Below are 17,742 nucleotides of genomic sequence, written 5' to 3' on the forward strand. Positions count from 1 at the left end.
CCCCCGCCCGGCCTGGATCTTACCAGCGGTAGTTGACGGAGCCGACTATGCTGCGCGGCTCGCCGTAGTAGCAGTAGTAGTCACAGCTCGCCACATAGGTGTCGTCCAGCAGGTTGTTCACGTTGATCTGGGCACGCCAGTTCTTGGCGAAGTCATACCCGATCATCGCATCCCACACGGTCTGGGCCGGCACTTCGGCGGAGCCATAAATGGGATTGTAATTGGCATCCACGGCACCTATGCCAACGCTGGAGCCGATGTAGCGTACCCCGGAGCCCACTTCCAGCCCGGCGACCGGACCCTGCTGCACCTTGTAGTTGCCCCAGAAGGAGGCCTGGTGACGCGGGATCAGGCTGGCACGGCGATCGCCGTGGCCGGTGTCGTTGGTCTTGGCATCGGTGTAGGTATAGGCAGCGGTCAGACGCAGGGCCTCGGTGGCCTGCACGCTCCCTTCCAGTTCGATGCCCTGGGAGGTCACTTCACCCGCCTGGGTCTGCTGGCCGGATCCGGTGGAGACGAGGGAGTTGGTCTGCTCCAGATCGAACAGCGCCAGGTTGATGTAGCCATCGAGGAAGCTGGGGGCGTACTTGATGCCCGTCTCGTACAGCTTGCCTTCCAGCGGCTTGTAGGAGTTCTTGGTGTTCGGGTCTATGCCCGGCAGCACTTCGAACGACTCCGCATAGGCGAAGTACGGGGAGAGGCCGTTGTCGGCCAGGTACATCAGGCTGCCGGAGAGCGAGAGGTTGTCGTCATACTGCTTCTCGTTCTTGCTGGTGGCCTCGCTGACGTTGTGGGTCTCCACATAGTCGAAGCGGCCACCGGCGGTCAGCAACCAGCGGTCGTCCCAGCGGATCTGGTGCTGGGCATAGAGGCCGCTCTGACCCTTGGTGTTTTTCTGGTAGGTGGCGGTGGATTCGTCGAAGCCGGGGAAGCCGCTGTAATCCGGGTTCATGGTGTTGATGGAGCCCATGCCGTAGTTGTCGGCTTCGTCCCCTTCATTCACATGGCGCTGCAGATCGATCCCCATCAGCAGGGTCTGCTCGGTGCGATCCGTGTTCCAGTACCCCACCAGCTGGTTGTCCATGGTGGCACTCTTGGTGTCGCCGTCACGGTAGACCAGACCGCGATAGGCGGTAGTGCCCTGATAGGTCGGGAAGATGTAGGTCTGGCGCAGCAGCAGATCGTTGTAGTTGAAGCGGACGTTCTGCTTGAACTCCCAGGTCTGGTTGATCTGGTGAGTCAGCTCGTACCCCGCCGAGATCTGGGTGTTGCGGTTGCGATCGTAGCCCGGCTGGCTCAGGTTGGTGCTGGGATCGATCTGGCCACCCGAGGTGTTCAGGGTGCCGTAGACGGGGAAGAAGCCGTTGGTGGGCACCCCTTCATCGTGCAGGAAGCTGGAGAGCAGGGTCAGGCTGGTGCTATCCGAAATATCCAGGGTCACGCTTGGCGCCAGATAGGCGCGCTCGCTGTAGGTACCGTCCAGCACGCCGTCCCGCTCCTTATAGAGGGCGACCATGCGATAACGGCTGTTGTCGGCCAGATCGTCGGAGACATCCACCCCGACCTGACGCAGATCCCGACTGCCCAGCTGCAGGTTGACCAGCCCCTGCGGGGTCGCGGTGGGACGCTTGCTGATGGAATTGATCACGCCGCCGGGAGGGGCTTCGCCATAGAGGATGGAGGCAGGGCCCTTCAGCACTTCCACGCTCTCCAGACCGAAGGGTTCCGGGGTCCAGACATAGTAGCCGGTACCGAACAGGCGGTTGCCATCCAGATAGGAGGCAGCATCGAAGCCACGCACCTTGAACCAGTCGGTATTGTTGTCGGAGCCATAGAGGCCGGTGAGGATGCCGGAGCGGTAACGCACGGACTCGTCCAGCTGCTGCACGGCGTGTTGATCCAGCTCTTCGCGATTGACCACGGAGACGGCACGCGGGGTCTCGGCCATGGGCACCTCGACCTTCATCGCTGTCCCGGTCACCACCATGGTCTCGCCGGCCTTGGGCAGCTCTTTATCCGCTTGCTCTGCAGCCAGCGCCGGCAGGGTCGCCAGCAGGCAGGAGAGCGGCAACAGCCGGGCACCTCGTTTTCGCATCACTGCATTCGGGGTATTTTTTTGCGCAATCATATAAGTGTCTCAAATATCAACAAGTTATGTTTTGGTTTCTTATTATTGGCGCCCTGTGCTGCCGGTCTGCCCGACGCCTTAGGCGAATAAAGCAGCGTCATGCTACTACAGGAGCCATGATCGAATCGATTCAATAATTGCTAATCATTTGCATCTGTATTGTTATCCGTCATATCAACGATGAGTTTTCACGAAGAAGGGACTCATTCGTATGGGGATGGAGAGGAAGGAGAGAAAATGAAGGTCACAGGGGCCGTTTCACCCTAAAAAGTCGGGCAGGATCCTTATCCCCAAGCTTTATCCATATTTATCCACATGCTTTGGCGGTAAGATCCCGGCTCTTCACCCTTTCGATAACATCAGGATCCATTCCATGGCCAAACTCAACCTCGTCGTCGGCTCCATGCTGGGAGCCTCCGAATATGTCGCAGATCATGTGGCCAGCCTGCTGGAACAGGCGGGTCATCAAGCCGAGATCCACAACCCCGCCAGCCTGGCCAGGATCCTGTCCGAGCCCCAGGCCATCCTGCTGGTGATCACCTCCACCCATGGAGCAGGGGATGTACCCGACAATCTGCAGCCCTTCGCCCGGGATCTTGCCGAGCAGCATCCGGATCTCAACGCATTGAAATATGGGGTGATCGCCTTGGGGGATCGCAGCTATGACACCTTCTGCCAGGGTGGAAAGACGCTGGATCGTCTGCTGGCGGAGTGCGGGGCCGCCAGGATCGGGGACCGTCTGGAGATAGATGTCACCCAGCACGAGATCCCGGAAGATGCTGCCGAAGCCTGGATCCACGACTGGATGGCCTTGATCGCCTGATCAGGAGGTGGGAGATCCGGTCACAGCCCCCGATCTCCCCCGTTTATCCCCAGATCCCTATCCACCAGGTTATTAACAGGTAGATCCGCAGAAGTTGTTCCCGCCTGCTCCCCAGACGCCTCCGGATAAATGTGTATAACTACGGTGTAAAGCTCTGCAAAACCTATAGTTATTCATGTATTAGATCCAAACCAAGACCGGTCTGTGTATAAAAACCCGGGTTATCCCCCCGTTCACCGCCCCTGGATCCAAGCTTTTCCACAAGCAGCGATCGCCTTTAAGCGAATGATCTTTATGATCAAAAATGGCTTATCAACAGAAGTTCCGGATCCTAATAAAAGATCCAGTAAAAGATCGATCTAAAGATCCTTAAGATCTATTTAGGAGATCCCTGATCCATACTGATCCTGAAGTAGACGTTCCCCTCCGGATGCTAAACAGATAGAATGATCCGCCCTTCAGACCAGGCAAATAAAGATCTTCAGGCGTGCAGATCAAGGTGATCCCCAATGCAATACCATGAACAATTTGATGTGATCGTCGTCGGTGGCGGTCACGCAGGAACCGAAGCAGCAACAGCGGCCGCTCGTATGGGCCTCAACACCCTGTTGCTGACCCACAACATAGATACGCTGGGACACATGTCCTGCAACCCGGCGATCGGCGGGATCGGCAAGGGACACCTGGTCAAGGAAGTGGATGCCCTTGGCGGGATCATGGCGCAGGCCATCGATCTCGGCGGGATCCAGTTCCGTACGCTCAACTCTTCCAAAGGCCCGGCAGTACGAGCTACCCGTGCCCAGGCGGATCGCCTGCTCTACAAGGCCGTGGTTCGTCAGACTCTGGAAAATTACCCGAACCTGAAGATCTTCCAGCAAGCCTGCGACGATCTGGTCATGGACGGGGATCGGGTTGCCGGTGTCGTCACCCAGAGCGGGATCCGCATCAGCGGCAAGACGGTGGTACTGACCGTCGGTACCTTCCTGAACGGCCTGATCCACATCGGCATGGAAAACTACAAGGGCGGTCGCGCCGGGGATCCTCCCTCGATCGCCCTGGCTCAGCGCCTGCGCGAAATGCCGCTGCGCATCGATCGCCTCAAGACCGGCACGCCGCCGCGTATCGATGCCCGTACCGTCGACTTCTCCGTGATGCAGCAACAACACGGTGACGATCCTCGTCCGGTCTTCTCTTTCATCGGCAACGCCAGCCAGCACCCCCGTCAGGTGCCCTGCTACGTGACCCATACCAACGAGCAGACCCACGAGGTGATCCGCAATAACCTGGATCGCAGCCCCATGTACGCCGGGGTGATTGAAGGGATTGGCCCGCGCTACTGCCCGTCGATCGAAGACAAGATCACCCGCTTCGCCGACAAGACGGCACATCAGATCTTCGTCGAGCCGGAAGGGCTGACCACCCACGAGCTCTACCCGAACGGGATCTCCACCAGCCTGCCCTTCGACGTGCAGGTGCAGATCGTCCGTTCCATCCGTGGCTTCGAGAACGCTCACATCACCCGCCCCGGCTACGCCATCGAATACGACTTCTTCGATCCGCGGGATCTCAAGGCCAACATGGAGAGCAAGTGCATCGAGAACCTGTTCTTCGCCGGCCAGATCAACGGCACCACTGGCTATGAAGAAGCCGCTGCCCAGGGGCTGATGGCCGGTCTGAACGCGGGCTTGCGCGCCCAGGGCAAGGAAGCCTGGCACCCGCGCCGGGATCAGGCTTACATGGGCGTGATGATGGACGATCTCTCGACCCTGGGAACACGCGAGCCCTATCGCATGTTCACCAGCCGCGCCGAATATCGCCTGCTGCTGCGGGAAGACAACGCGGATCTGCGCCTGACCGCTATCGGCCGCGAACTGGGTCTGGTGGATGATCACCGCTGGAGCCTGTTCAATGCCAAGGTGGAACTGGTGGAGCAGGAACGCCAGCGCATGCGTTCGACCTGGATCCACCCGCAACATCCCTCCCTGGAAGCGGTCAACGCCCTGGTCAACACCCCGCTGACCCGGGAACAGAGCCTGGAAGAGCTGCTGCGCCGCCCCGAGGTGACCTATGATGCCCTGATGGCTATCGAGGGCATCGGTCCGGCCCTGAACGATCCGGCCGCCGCGGATCAGGTGGAGATCCAGATCAAGTACGCCGGCTACATCGAGCGTCAGCACGACGAAGTGGAGAAGCAGCTGCGCAACGAGAACACCCTGTTGCCGCTGGACATGAACTACCGCGACGTGAACGGTCTCTCCAACGAGGTGATCGCCAAGCTGAACGATGCCAAGCCAGAAACCATTGGCCAGGCGTCCCGCATCTCCGGCATCACCCCTGCGGCCATCTCCATTCTGCTGGTGCACCTGAAGAAACACGGCCTGCTGCGTAAAACCGCCTGAGGAATTCCCCGTTGGAAAACATGCTGGAAAGATTGAACGGCCTGCTCATGCAGGCCGGAATTGTTATCACCGATACCCAGAAGACCCAGTTGGTGCAGTTGGTCGAGTTGCTGCACAAGTGGAACAAGGCTTACAATCTCACCTCGGTGCGAGATCCGGACGCCATGCTGGTCAAGCATATCCTCGACAGCCTGGTGGTGAGCCCTCACCTGCACGGTGAGCGCTTCATCGATGTGGGCACAGGCCCGGGTCTGCCCGGACTGCCGCTGGCCATCATCAATCCGGACAAACAGTTCGTGCTGCTCGACAGCCTGGGCAAGCGGATCAACTTCATCCGCCAGGTGATCCTGGAGCTGGGGTTGACCAATGTGACCCCCGTCAAATCTCGGGTGGAGGAGTATCAACCCGAGACGGGATTTGATGGTGTACTGAGCCGGGCCTTCGCCTCTCTGGAGGACATGCTGAGCTGGTGCCATCATCTGCCGTCACCCGAGGGCTGCTTCCTGGCGCTCAAGGGACAATACCCCGAGCAGGAACTGGCACAGCTGCCTGCCAGCATTCGTCTGGTCGCCACCCACAAACTGGTGGTGCCGGAACTGGAAGGCGAACGCCATCTGCTGGAGTTTAAAGCCATCCAGCCCGAATAGGGCCGCCGCATTCATTTAGGGGATAGTGTGGGAAAAGTCATTGCCATAGCCAACCAGAAGGGTGGAGTGGGTAAAACCACCACCTGTGTGAATCTGGCCGCCTCCATGGCCGCCACCCGGCGCAAGGTGCTGGTGATCGATCTGGATCCGCAGGGCAATGCCACCATGGGCAGCGGTGTCGACAAGTACGACGTCGAGCGCACCGCCTATGAACTGCTGATCGAAGATACCCCCATCGGCGAGGTGATCATCCCCGAAACCACCGGGGGGTATCACCTGATCGCCGCCAATGCCGACGTGACCGCGGCAGAAATCCGCCTGATGGAATTTTTTGCCCGGGAGATCCGCCTGCGCAATGCCCTGGCCTCGGTCCGGGACAAATACGACTACGTCTTCATCGACTGCCCGCCTTCTCTCAACATGCTGACCGTCAACGCCATGGCCGCCGCCGACTCCGTGCTGGTACCCATGCAGTGCGAGTACTACGCGCTGGAAGGGCTGACCGCCTTGGTGGACACCATCAGCAAGCTGGCGGCCGTCGTCAACCCGGAGCTGAAGATCGAGGGGGTGCTGCGCACCATGTTCGATCACCGCAACCGGCTGGCCAATGATGTGTCCGATCAGCTGAAACAGCACTTCGGGGACAAGGTCTACCGCACCATCATCCCCCGCAACGTAAGACTGGCCGAGGCACCGAGCTTCGGTGCGCCGGCCATGCACTATGACAAATCATCGGTGGGGGCCAAGGCCTATCTGGCCCTGGCTGGCGAGATCCTGCGTCGCCAGGAACAGGAGTCCCAGCCGCTCACCGCAGACCGAGAGAGCATATGACGCCGAAGAAACGTGGGCTGGGCAAGGGGCTGGACGCTCTGCTCAGCACCAGCACGGCCGCCCGCCAGAAACAGGTGATGAGCGACCAGCGCACCGAGCAGGCCATGGCCCCCACCAACCAGGGGGAACTGCGCAAGTTGCCGGTGGAGTGGTTGCAGTCCGGCAAGTACCAGCCGCGCAAGGACATGTCGCAGGATGCGCTGGAAGAGCTGGCCAACTCCATTCGTGCGCAAGGTGTGATTCAGCCCATAGTGGTACGCTCCATCGGCGAGAACCGTTTCGAGATCATTGCCGGTGAGCGGCGCTGGCGGGCCTCCCAGCTGGCCAGGCTCGAGGTGGTGCCCTGCCTGGTCAAGGACGTGCCTGACGAGGCTGCCGTCGCCATCGCGCTCATCGAGAACATCCAGCGCGAAGACCTCAACGCCATCGAGGAGGCGGTGGCCCTGCAGCGGCTGCTGACCGAGTTCGAGCTGACCCACCAGCAGGTGGCCGAAGCGGTGGGCAAGTCCCGCACGACTGTCACCAACCTGCTGCGCCTGAACCAGCTCAACGAGGATGTGAAGCGCTTCGTGGAGCACGGCGATCTTGACATGGGCCACGCCCGTGCCCTGCTGGCCCTGAGCGGCCAGGCCCAGTCCGACCTGGCCAAACTGGTGGCCCAGAAGGGGCTGACCGTGCGAGATACCGAGAAACTGGTGCAAAAAGCGCTGGAACCGGCAAAAACCAAGAGTGAACCCGTCCGCGATCCGCAGTTTGGTTACCTCGAGCGCCAGATTTCAGAAAAAATTGGCAATCAGGTGCAACTTCAGCCGGGCAAGAAGGATAGCGGCAAGTTAGTAATAAGTTACGATAACTTGGCAGATTTGGACCGAGTATTGGGCTATTTTGGCCTGTCAGAATCGTGATTTTTACGCTTTTTGTAGTAATAAAACATCCATTCCTTTCGTTATGAACATAACCTTAATTTCGCGCGGAAAGCCGCAAAAATTAAGGATTTTTGCCATGTTGCAATAGCCGTCTTCACGGGTATAATTTGACCGGCTTTTTGAGCTGTGAACCTGGGGTCTTCGGATCCCGATTTTTTACAGTTCTGTAATGTTCAGGGGTAGGTTGGTGAAGCAGAAAATAGCCTTGGAAGGTTTGACGCTGGCCTTGGCTATGCTCGTTTGTCAGCTGGTCCTGATCCTGGCAATCAGCTCCGTCTGGTTTTACCAGAAGGGAGCCTTTGCCGGACAATCCTCTCTCTACGGAGGGGGGATGTACTGGGTTCCTCAAGCCCTGTTCACTCTCTGGGTTCTGCGCCGCAAGGTGACGAAAGAGAGCGTGGGCCTGGTCTTGAGGGACTTTTATGGTGGGGCAGGGATTAAGCTCATTACTACAACAGGACTTTTCGCCCTGATGTTTGGCTCCGGGATCGAGGTCGACACCGCTTCGTTCTTCGCCACTTATATCCTCGCCCTCGTTGTACAGTGGATAGTTTCATTCACGCTTAACAACCACTATTAGGAAAACTCATGTCTGCAACCGGAGAAGTCCTGACTCCTCAGGGATATATCTCCCACCACCTGACCCACCTGCAAGTAGGGTCCGGGTTCTGGACGGTGAATATCGATTCCATGATATTTTCCGTCGTGCTAGGCGCCCTGTTTATCTGGTTGTTCCGCAAGGTTGCCGTCAAGGCCACCAGCGGTGTACCCGGTAAGCTTCAGTGCTTTGTGGAGATGCTGGTCGAGTTTGTGAATGGTAACGTCAAGGACATCTTTCATGGTCGCAACAAGGTCATCGCACCTTTGGCCCTGACGGTGTTCGTGTGGATCTTCCTGATGAACCTGATGGATCTGATCCCCGTTGACTTTATCCCTCACGCTGCACAGTTGATGGGTGTTCCCTATCTGCGTGTGGTTCCCTCTGCTGACGTTAACATCACCATGTCCATGGCTTTGGGCGTGTTCTTCTTGATCCTGTATTACAGCATCAAGGTCAAGGGTATCAGCGGGTTCGTGAAGGAGCTGACGCTTCAGCCTTTCAACCACCCTGCTGCCATCCCGGTTAACTTCATCCTTGAAACCGTCACGTTGATTTCCAAACCTGTTTCATTGGGTCTGCGACTGTTCGGCAACATGTATGCTGGCGAACTGATCTTCATCCTGATTGCGGGTTTGTTACCCTGGTGGTCACAGTGGATTCTGTCCGTGCCTTGGGCAATCTTCCACATCCTGATCATCACTCTGCAGGCGTTTATCTTCATGGTTCTGACCATCGTCTATCTGTCGATGGCGCAGGAAGACCATGGTTGATGCAACTCAAATAATCCTTTTTATACAATCAATTACATCTAAATAAATGGAGATCCTCATGGAAAACTTGAACATGGACCTGCTGTACATCGCCGCTGCAATGATGATGGGTCTGGCGGCTATCGGCGCCTCCATCGGTATCGGTATCCTGGGTGGCAAGTTCCTGGAAGGTGCTGCTCGTCAACCTGACCTGATCCCTGTTCTGCGTACCCAGTTCTTCATCGTGATGGGTCTGGTGGATGCGATCCCGATGATCGCCGTTGGTCTGGGTCTGTATGTGATGTTTGCGGTTGCTTAAGTCGTAAAGACCCACGCAGAACCCATTAACTAACTAAAGAGGACATCGGCTGTGAATATCAACGCCACCCTCCTCGGCCAAGCAGTTGCTTTTTTCATCTTCGTAGTGTTTTGCATGAAGTACGTATGGCCGCCGCTGATGGCTGCCATCGAAGCCCGTCAGAAAGAAATCGCTGACGGCCTCTCTTCTGCAGATCGTGCCAAGAAAGATCTGGAGCTGGCCAAGGCCAACGCCACCGATCAGCTGAAAGAAGCCAAGCTTCAGGCTGCTGAAATCATCGATCAGGCCAACAAACGCAAGGCACAGATCATTGATGAGGCTGCTGTTGGAGCCCAAGCTGAGCGGGAGAAAATCCTGGCTCAGGGCCGTGCAGAGATCGAAGCTGAACGTCATCGTGCCAAAGAAGAACTGCGCAAGCAGGTTGCTGCTCTTGCCATCGCGGGTGCAGAGAAGATCCTGGCACGCCAAATCGACCAGGCTGCCAACAGCGACATCGTCGACAAACTGGTAGCAGAACTGTAACGGGAACGGGGCTATGTCTGAACTGACTACAATCGCTCGCCCCTACGCCAAGGCTGCTTTCGAGTTTGCCGTTGAGCACAAGGCGGTTGACCAATGGCTGGAGATGCTCGATTTCGCCGCTCAGGTGGCAGAAAACGAGACCATCCACAGCTTGGTAAACGGCTCTGTGGCTGCCGAAGAACTGGCAAAGCTGTTTGTCGGTGTCTGCGGTGAGCAGCTCAACGAGCACGGTCAGAACCTGATCCGGGTGATGGCCGAGAATGGTCGCTTGGGTGTGCTGCCGGCGGTCGTTGCCGAATTCGTCGCGCTCAAGGCTGAACTGGACAAAGAGGTTCAGGCTGACGTGATTTCGGCGATCGAACTGACCGACCAGCAGAAAGCCAATATTCAGGCTTCTCTGGAACAACGTCTCGCGCGCAAAGTGAAGCTGAATTGCAGCACAGATGCGTCCTTGATGGCCGGGGTGCTCATCAAGGCCGGTGATCTGGTTATCGACGGCACGGTCCGCGGTAAGCTGGATCGCATGGCCGATGCGCTGCAATCTTGATTGGGGTATTAGAGCATGCAACTGAATTCCACTGAAATCGCCGAGCTGATCAAGCAGCGCATTGCGCAGTTTGATGTCAAAAGCGAAGCGCGTAACGAAGGTACCATCGTTTCTGTAAGCGACGGTATCATTCGTATCCACGGTCTGGCCGATGCCATGCAGGGTGAGATGATCGAGCTGCCGGGCAACCGCTTCGCTCTGGCATTGAACCTGGAGCGTGACTCCGTTGGTGCCGTAGTAATGGGTCCCTACGCCGATCTGGCCGAAGGGATGAAAGTAAAGGGTACCGGCCGTATTCTGGAAGTGCCGGTCGGTCGTGGTCTGTTGGGCCGGGTGGTCAACACCCTGGGTCAGCCGATCGACGGTAAGGGTCCGGTAGACAACGACGGCTTCTCGCCGATCGAAGTGATCGCCCCGGGCGTTATCGAGCGTAAGTCTGTTGACCAGCCAGTCCAGACCGGTCTGAAAGCCATCGATGCCATGATCCCCATCGGTCGTGGCCAGCGTGAGCTGATCATCGGTGACCGTCAGGTAGGTAAGACCGCCATCGCGATCGACACCATCATCAACCAGAAAGACTCCGGCATTAAGTGCGTCTACGTTGCGATCGGCCAGAAGGCCTCCACCATCGCCAACGTGGTGCGCAAGCTGGAAGAGCACGGCGCCCTGGCCAACACCATCGTGGTCGTGGCTTCTGCCTCCGAAGCGGCTGCCCTGCAGTACCTGGCTCCCTACGCCGGTTGCTCCATGGGTGAGTACTTCCGTGACCGCGGCGAAGACGCACTGATCATCTATGATGACCTGTCCAAGCAGGCCGTTGCCTACCGTCAGATCTCCCTGCTGCTGCGCCGTCCGCCTGGACGTGAAGCCTACCCGGGTGACGTCTTCTATCTGCACTCCCGTCTGCTCGAGCGTGCCGCTCGCGTGAACGCCGAGTACGTCGAGAAGTTCACCAAGGGTGCCGTGAAAGGTCAGACCGGTTCCCTGACCGCCCTGCCGATCATCGAAACCCAGGCCGGTGACGTGTCCGCGTTCGTTCCGACCAACGTGATCTCCATCACCGACGGCCAGATCTTCCTGACCTCCCAGCTGTTCAACTCCGGTATTCGTCCGGCGGTTGACCCGGGTATCTCCGTTTCCCGTGTGGGCGGTGCTGCTCAGACCAAGATCGTCAAGAAGCTGTCCGGTGGTATCCGTACCGCGCTGGCCCAGTACCGCGAACTGGCCGCATTCGCCCAGTTCTCTTCCGATCTGGATGACGCGACCCGCAAGCAGCTGGACCACGGTCAGAAAGTGACCGAGCTGATGAAGCAGAAGCAGTACACCCCGATGAGCGTGGCACAACAGTCCCTGGTACTGTTCGCCGCCGAGAAGGGTTATCTCGCCGATGTCGAACTGAGCAAAATCGTCGACTTCGAAGCCGCTCTGCTCTCTTACGCCAATACCCAGCATGCCGAGCTGATGGCTGAAATCAATGCCAAGGCCGACTACAACGACGCGATCGTTGGCAAGCTGACTGCGTTGCTGGATGACTTCAAGGCAACCCAGACCTGGTAAGCGTGTGTGGCAGCGCAAGCTGCCACCTGATGGAGAGAAGAGATGGCCGGCGCAAAAGAGATACGTAACAAGATCGGGAGTGTGAAGAACACTCAGAAGATCACCAGCGCTATGGAAATGGTGGCAGCAAGCAAGATGCGCCGTGCGCAGGAACGCATGTCTGCCAGCCGTCCGTACGCTGAAACCATGCGCAAGGTGATCGGCCATATCGCTCAGGGGAACTTGGAATACAAGCACCCCTACCTCATCGAACGTGAGGTGAAGCGAGTGGGTTACATCGTCGTCTCCACCGACCGTGGCCTGTGTGGTGGTCTGAACATCAACCTGTTCAAGGCTGCCCTCAATGATATGAAGCAATGGAGCGCGAAAGGTGCCAAGGTTGACCTGGCATTGATCGGTAACAAGGCCTCCAACTTCTTTGAACGGCACGGCGCCAAGGTGAAAGCCCACGTCTCCGGACTGGGCGACAACCCGAGCGTCAATGACCTGATCGGTTCAGTGAAGGTCATGCTGAAGGCTTACGACAACGGTGAGATTGACAGGCTGTATCTGGTGTACAACAAGTTCGTCAACACCATGGTTCAGCAACCAAAAGTCGATCAACTGCTGCCTTTGCCCGTAACAGAAGACAGCAAGCTCGCCAAGAAGCACCACTGGGACTACCTCTATGAGCCGGATCCCAAGCAACTGCTGGATACCCTGCTGATTCGCTACGTCGAATCCCAGGTCTACCAGGGTGTGGTAGAAAACTTGGCAAGTGAACAGGCAGCCCGAATGGTTGCCATGCAAGCCGCGACTGACAACGCCGGCAACCTGATTAACGATCTGCAACTGGTATACAACAAGGCCCGTCAGGCCAGTATTACCCAGGAGCTCACAGAGATCGTTTCCGGTGCTGCTGCGGTGTAAGGCAAGGGTTATCAAAGGTTTAGAGGATTTGACATGAGTAACGGTTTCATCGTCCAAATCATCGGCGCTGTGGTGGACATCGAGTTCCCGCAGAATGCCGTGCCCCAGGTGTACGATGCACTGAAGGTTGTCAGCGAAGGCCAAGGCCAGGGTCTGGTACTGGAAGTTCAGCAACAGATCGGCGGCGGCGTCGTGCGTTGCATCACCATGGGTTCCTCCGACGGTCTGCGTCGTGGGTTGGAAGTAGTTAACAGCGGCAAGGCCATCCAGGTACCGGTCGGTACCTCGACCCTGGGCCGTATCATGAACGTACTGGGCGACCCCATCGACGAGAAGGGTCCGATCGGCGAAGAAGAGCGTTGGTCCATCCACCGCGAAGCCCCCAGCTACGAAGATCAGTCCAACAGCACCGAGCTGCTGGAGACCGGCATCAAGGTTATCGACCTGGTATGTCCGTTCGCCAAGGGTGGTAAGGTTGGTCTGTTCGGTGGTGCCGGTGTAGGCAAGACCGTCAACATGATGGAGCTGATCCGTAACATCGCGATCGAACACAGCGGTTACTCCGTGTTCGCCGGTGTAGGTGAGCGTACCCGTGAGGGTAACGACTTCTACCACGAGATGATGGAGTCCAACGTACTGGACAAAGTATCTCTGGTTTACGGTCAGATGAACGAGCCGCCCGGAAACCGTCTGCGCGTGGCGCTGACCGGTCTGACCATGGCCGAGAAGTTCCGTGACGAAGGTCGTGACGTGCTGTTCTTCGTGGACAACATCTACCGTTACACCCTGGCCGGTACTGAAGTATCCGCACTGCTGGGCCGTATGCCCTCCGCAGTAGGTTACCAGCCGACCCTGGCCGAGGAGATGGGTGTTCTGCAAGAGCGCATCACCTCCACCAAGACTGGTTCCATCACCTCCGTACAGGCCGTTTACGTGCCTGCGGATGACTTGACCGACCCGTCTCCGGCGACCACCTTCGCCCACCTGGATGCGACCGTCGTACTGTCCCGTCAGATCGCGGCACTGGGTATCTACCCGGCCGTTGACCCGCTGGACTCCACCTCCCGTCAGCTGGATCCGCTGGTGGTAGGCAAGGAGCATTACGAGACCGCTCGTGGCGTTCAGACCGTACTGCAGCGCTACAAGGAGCTGAAGGACATCATCGCCATCCTGGGTATGGATGAACTGTCAGAAGAAGACAAACTGACCGTAGCCCGTGCCCGTAAGATCGAGCGTTTCCTGTCCCAGCCGTTCTTCGTGGCCGAAGTATTTACCGGTTCTCCGGGCAAATACGTGCCGCTGAAGGAAACCATCCGTGGCTTCCAGGGCATCCTGAAGGGCGAGTACGACGATCTGCCGGAGCAGGCGTTCTACATGGTTGGCGGCATCGACGAAGTCGTCGAGAAGTCCAAGAAACTGTAAGCCTCGATAGGAGGGCCCATGGCTGAGATGATCTCCTTTCACCTGGATGTGGTGAGCGCCGAAGGAAAACTGTTTTCCGGTCGCGTGCAATCCGCCCAGGTATCAGGCTCCGAAGGTGAGCTGGGTCTCCGCCACGGTCATGCTCCGTTGCTGACTGCCATCAAGCCGGGCCTGGTCCGCTTGATCAAGCAAAATGGTAGCGAAGAGGTGCTGTACATCTCCGGCGGCATGCTGGAAGTACAACCCGAAGCCGTGACCGTGCTGGCCGATACCGCCATTCGCGCCGATGACCTGGATGAGGCGAAAGCCCAGGAAGCCAAGCGTCGTGCCGAAGAGCGGATCAACAGCTCCCATGGTGATATCGACTATGCTCAGGCGTCTGCCGAGCTGGCCAAAGCGATGGCCCAGCTGCGGGTTATCGATATCGTCAAAAAGAATTACCGCTAATCACGGTGATGCAAAAAGCGACCTTCGGGTCGCTTTTTTTTTGCCCGTTGGATAGACTCCGCCCAGCATTTCCACCTGTTTCAAAGGCTAGCTATGTCTCTCAATGTCGTGATCCTGGCTGCGGGTAAAGGTACTCGTATGCGTTCTGTTCTCCCCAAGGTGCTGCACCCCGTGGCCAACAAGCCCATGGTCTCCCATGTGATCGATACCGCTCGCCAGATCGGTGCCGAACAGCTGCACCTGGTCTATGGCCACGGTGCCGAGCTGCTCAAGGAGCGGATCGTCGCGGAAGATGTGAACTGGGTACTGCAGGCCCAGCAGCTGGGAACCGGCCACGCGGTGGCCCAGGCCATCCCGTTCTGGAACGACGAAGACGACGTGCTGGTGCTCTATGGCGATACCCCGCTGATCCAGCCCGAGACCCTGCAACGGCTGCTGGCCGCCAAGGCGGCAGGTGGCATGGCCCTGCTGACCGTGGTGCTGGACAACCCCACCGGCTATGGCCGCATCGTGCGCGACAGCGGCCAGGTGGTCGGCATCGTCGAGCAGAAGGATGCCAACGCCGAGCAGCTCGCCATCCGCGAGGTGAACACCGGCGTGCTGGTGGCCAACGGTGGCCAGCTGCGCAGCTGGCTGTCGCGTCTGGACAACAAGAATGCCCAGGGCGAGTTCTATCTGACCGACGTCATTGCCATGGCCCACGGTGACAACTGCCCCATCGCCGCCGTCCATCCGGACAGCGCCATGGAGGTGGAAGGCGCCAACAACCGGGTGCAGCTGGCCCAGCTCGAGCGCAGCTACCAGCAGATGCAGGCCGAGAAGCTGATGATCGCCGGCGCCACCCTGATCGATCCGGCCCGCTTCGATCTGCGCGGCACCCTGGAGATCGGGGAAGAGGTAGTGATCGACGTCAACGTCATCATCGAAGGCAAGGTGGTGCTGGGCAACCACGTGCGCATCGGGGCCGGCAGTGTGCTGAAGGATTGCGTGATCGGCGATCACACCGAGGTGAAACCCTACTCCGTCATCGAAGGGGCACAGATCGCGGATCAGTGTTCGGTCGGCCCCTTCACCCGCCTGCGCCCGGGCGCCGTGCTGGAGCAGGACGCCCACGTCGGCAACTTTGTCGAGATGAAGAAGGCCCGCCTCGGGGTGGGGTCCAAGTGCGGTCATCTGACCTACCTGGGGGATGCGGAGATCGGTGCCAAGGTGAACATCGGCGCCGGCACCATCACCTGCAACTACGACGGGGTGAACAAATTCCAGACCATCATCGAGGACGATGTCTTTGTGGGCTCCGACACCCAGCTGGTGGCGCCGGTGCGGATCGGCAAGGGGGCGACCCTGGGGGCCGGCTCCACCATCACCAAGGACGTGGCGGAAAACGAGCTGGTGATCACCCGGGTGCCCCAGCGCCATATCCAGAACTGGGCGCGCCCGGTCAAAAAGAAGTGATGCCCGATCAATGAAATGCAAACCGGCGCCTGATGGCGCCGGTTTTGTTTTCAGCTCTCCTGCCCGGTGGCGGGGGGCGTTGGGGCGTTCCCCATCACCCGATACCAGTCCAGCTTGCGGGTCAGTACCATGACCAGCGCCAGGATGGTGAACAGCAGCAGGGCGCCGAGCAGCAGGGCTATTTCCTCGGCCTGCAGCAAGCCGAACAGGATGGCGTAGACCAGCCCCAGCAGGGCTGCGAAGCCGAGCCCCTGTTTCGGCCCACCCAGCACGTGGCTGAGGTAGAAACCGTTGAGGGTCACGCTGGCCAGGGCGGCGATGAGATAGGCCCAGGCAAATCCGAGGTGCTCGGTCAGTGCCAGCAGCACCAGATAGAAGATGGCCAGCCCCATGCCCACCAGGGCGTACTGGATCGGGTGCACCCGCAGCCCCCTGAGCAGCTCGAACATGAAGAAGCTGAGGAAGGTGAGGCCGATGAACAGCAGCGCATACTTGGCGGCCCGCTCGTTCAGCTGGTAGTGATCCACCGGTTGCACCAGGCTGACGCTGAAGCTGGGTAACGGCTCGTCCCCTCCCCGCATCATGCGGTTGAAACGGCTCTCCATATCGGTGGCAAACCAGCTGCTCTGCCAGCTGGCCTCGAAGCCGTTGGCGGTGAGGGTGCGGCTGCCCGGCAGAAAGTCGCCGATGAAGTTGGGATGGGGCCAGTTGCTGGCGAGGTTGAGTCTGCTGTCCTGGCCAAGCGGCACCACTTCCAGCTGGTTCATCCCCTGCAGGTCCAGTTCGATGTGAAAGGCGCCGCCCTCCCCCGGCAGGGCCGCGAGCGGCGCATGGATGCCGGCCAGTCCGTCACCCAGCAGGGCGCCTGGAGCAAACGGGATGCGCTGCTCCCCCAGTTGCAGCTCGGGCACCCGGTTGATGCCGCGGGCATCGGACAGCACCAGGCTCAGATACGGTTTGCCCGCCACCAGCGCGGGATCGGTTCCATCGACGGCCAGATCCGGCTCGCCGCTGATCAGGGTTTTACCGTTCAGCTCGGCAGGCAGTCGCCCGGAGAGGGAGAGCCGGGTGTGATAGACCTGGGCCTGGTAGATGCCGAGCTTGCGCGGGGTCACCTCCATGCTGGCCTGCACATCCAGCTGCTCCGGCAACAGGTAGCGGTAGAGCGGCAGCTTGCGCTCGAAGCGCTTGCCATCCTGCTCCACCGTGACGGTGCGGGTATAAGGCTGCACCACGACCGGCCCCAGCAGTCGCTGCGGCCCGCTGCTGCTGGCCATGATGCTGTGGATGGCCTGGCTGCGATAGGCCTGGCGCTCCCGGTTCAGCTCCATGATGGATTGCACCGGCACCATCAGCAGCAGGCTGAGCAACAGCAGCAGAAAGATCTTGTGGCTGAATATCTGTTTGACCATGACACGTCTCCTTGTTGATGGAGCGAGTGTGGCTGGGTCGGGTGAAGG

At 58.9% G+C, this 17,742-nt stretch carries 17 protein-coding genes; 15 read left to right on the plus strand and 2 right to left on the minus strand.

The window, feature by feature from the left end:
- Positions 1-19 precede the first annotated feature (19 nt).
- Positions 20-2,128, minus strand: coding sequence for a TonB-dependent siderophore receptor (locus tag BN1136_RS16910; RefSeq protein ID WP_043763811.1), 2,109 nt, complete (start codon positions 2,126-2,128; stop codon positions 20-22).
- Between the two features lie 373 nt (positions 2,129-2,501).
- Here BN1136_RS16910 and mioC point away from each other — a divergent pair, with 373 nt between their 5' ends.
- The 15 genes from mioC to glmU all read left to right on the plus strand — a co-directional run bounded on the left by mioC (position 2,502) and on the right by glmU (position 16,282).
- Complete coding sequence (mioC, locus tag BN1136_RS16915; protein WP_043763814.1) at positions 2,502-2,951, plus strand: FMN-binding protein MioC; 450 nt, start codon at positions 2,502-2,504, stop codon at positions 2,949-2,951.
- A 509-nt stretch (positions 2,952-3,460) separates the two neighbouring features.
- Positions 3,461-5,350, plus strand: coding sequence for a tRNA uridine-5-carboxymethylaminomethyl(34) synthesis enzyme MnmG (gene mnmG / locus BN1136_RS16920; protein ID WP_043763816.1), 1,890 nt, complete (start codon positions 3,461-3,463; stop codon positions 5,348-5,350).
- A gap of 20 nt (positions 5,351-5,370) precedes the next feature.
- The gene (gene rsmG / locus BN1136_RS16925; RefSeq protein ID WP_043763882.1) at positions 5,371-5,997 is read left to right on the plus strand and encodes a 16S rRNA (guanine(527)-N(7))-methyltransferase RsmG; all 627 of its coding nucleotides are present in this window, start codon (positions 5,371-5,373) and stop codon (positions 5,995-5,997) included.
- Between the two features lie 27 nt (positions 5,998-6,024).
- Positions 6,025-6,828 carry a ParA family protein gene (locus BN1136_RS16930; protein ID WP_043763818.1) on the plus strand — a complete coding sequence of 268 codons (804 nt, stop codon included), beginning with the start codon at positions 6,025-6,027 and terminating at the stop codon, positions 6,826-6,828.
- Positions 6,825-7,733: a ParB/RepB/Spo0J family partition protein gene (locus BN1136_RS16935; protein ID WP_043763820.1), complete on the plus strand. Its 909-nt coding sequence runs from the start codon at positions 6,825-6,827 to the stop codon at positions 7,731-7,733. The genes BN1136_RS16930 and BN1136_RS16935 overlap by 4 nt, the downstream gene beginning before the upstream one ends.
- 190 nt (positions 7,734-7,923) lie before the next feature.
- Positions 7,924-8,334 carry an ATP synthase subunit I gene (locus BN1136_RS16940; RefSeq protein WP_043763823.1) on the plus strand — a complete coding sequence of 137 codons (411 nt, stop codon included), beginning with the start codon at positions 7,924-7,926 and terminating at the stop codon, positions 8,332-8,334.
- A gap of 8 nt (positions 8,335-8,342) precedes the next feature.
- On the plus strand, positions 8,343-9,125 hold the full coding sequence (gene atpB / locus BN1136_RS16945) for a F0F1 ATP synthase subunit A (protein ID WP_043763825.1): 783 nt from the start codon (positions 8,343-8,345) through the stop codon (positions 9,123-9,125).
- Between the two features lie 58 nt (positions 9,126-9,183).
- On the plus strand, positions 9,184-9,423 hold the full coding sequence (gene atpE / locus BN1136_RS16950; protein ID WP_010672265.1) for a F0F1 ATP synthase subunit C: 240 nt from the start codon (positions 9,184-9,186) through the stop codon (positions 9,421-9,423).
- Positions 9,424-9,474: 51 nt separating this feature from the next.
- Positions 9,475-9,945: a F0F1 ATP synthase subunit B gene (gene atpF / locus BN1136_RS16955; RefSeq protein ID WP_043763829.1), complete on the plus strand. Its 471-nt coding sequence runs from the start codon at positions 9,475-9,477 to the stop codon at positions 9,943-9,945.
- A gap of 13 nt (positions 9,946-9,958) precedes the next feature.
- Positions 9,959-10,492, plus strand: coding sequence for a F0F1 ATP synthase subunit delta (gene atpH, locus BN1136_RS16960; RefSeq protein ID WP_043763833.1), 534 nt, complete (start codon positions 9,959-9,961; stop codon positions 10,490-10,492).
- Between the two features lie 15 nt (positions 10,493-10,507).
- Positions 10,508-12,049: a F0F1 ATP synthase subunit alpha gene (gene atpA / locus BN1136_RS16965; RefSeq protein WP_043763835.1), complete on the plus strand. Its 1,542-nt coding sequence runs from the start codon at positions 10,508-10,510 to the stop codon at positions 12,047-12,049.
- Positions 12,050-12,091: 42 nt separating this feature from the next.
- Complete coding sequence (gene atpG / locus BN1136_RS16970; protein WP_010672261.1) at positions 12,092-12,958, plus strand: F0F1 ATP synthase subunit gamma; 867 nt, start codon at positions 12,092-12,094, stop codon at positions 12,956-12,958.
- A gap of 33 nt (positions 12,959-12,991) precedes the next feature.
- Entirely contained in the window at positions 12,992-14,380 is a 1,389-nt protein-coding gene (gene atpD, locus BN1136_RS16975) for a F0F1 ATP synthase subunit beta (RefSeq protein WP_010672260.1), read from the plus strand.
- 18 nt (positions 14,381-14,398) lie between these two features.
- On the plus strand, positions 14,399-14,827 hold the full coding sequence (locus BN1136_RS16980) for a F0F1 ATP synthase subunit epsilon (RefSeq protein WP_010672259.1): 429 nt from the start codon (positions 14,399-14,401) through the stop codon (positions 14,825-14,827).
- Between the two features lie 93 nt (positions 14,828-14,920).
- Positions 14,921-16,282: a bifunctional UDP-N-acetylglucosamine diphosphorylase/glucosamine-1-phosphate N-acetyltransferase GlmU gene (gene glmU / locus BN1136_RS16985; protein ID WP_043763837.1), complete on the plus strand. Its 1,362-nt coding sequence runs from the start codon at positions 14,921-14,923 to the stop codon at positions 16,280-16,282.
- 50 nt (positions 16,283-16,332) lie between these two features.
- On the opposite strand, the gene creD is transcribed toward glmU, so the two are convergent.
- Positions 16,333-17,694: a cell envelope integrity protein CreD gene (creD, locus tag BN1136_RS16990; protein ID WP_043763841.1), complete on the minus strand. Its 1,362-nt coding sequence runs from the start codon at positions 17,692-17,694 to the stop codon at positions 16,333-16,335.
- Between the last annotated feature and the right edge of the window lie 48 nt (positions 17,695-17,742).

The organism is Aeromonas taiwanensis, assembly GCF_000820165.1.
Classification (GTDB): domain Bacteria; phylum Pseudomonadota; class Gammaproteobacteria; order Enterobacterales; family Aeromonadaceae; genus Aeromonas; species Aeromonas taiwanensis.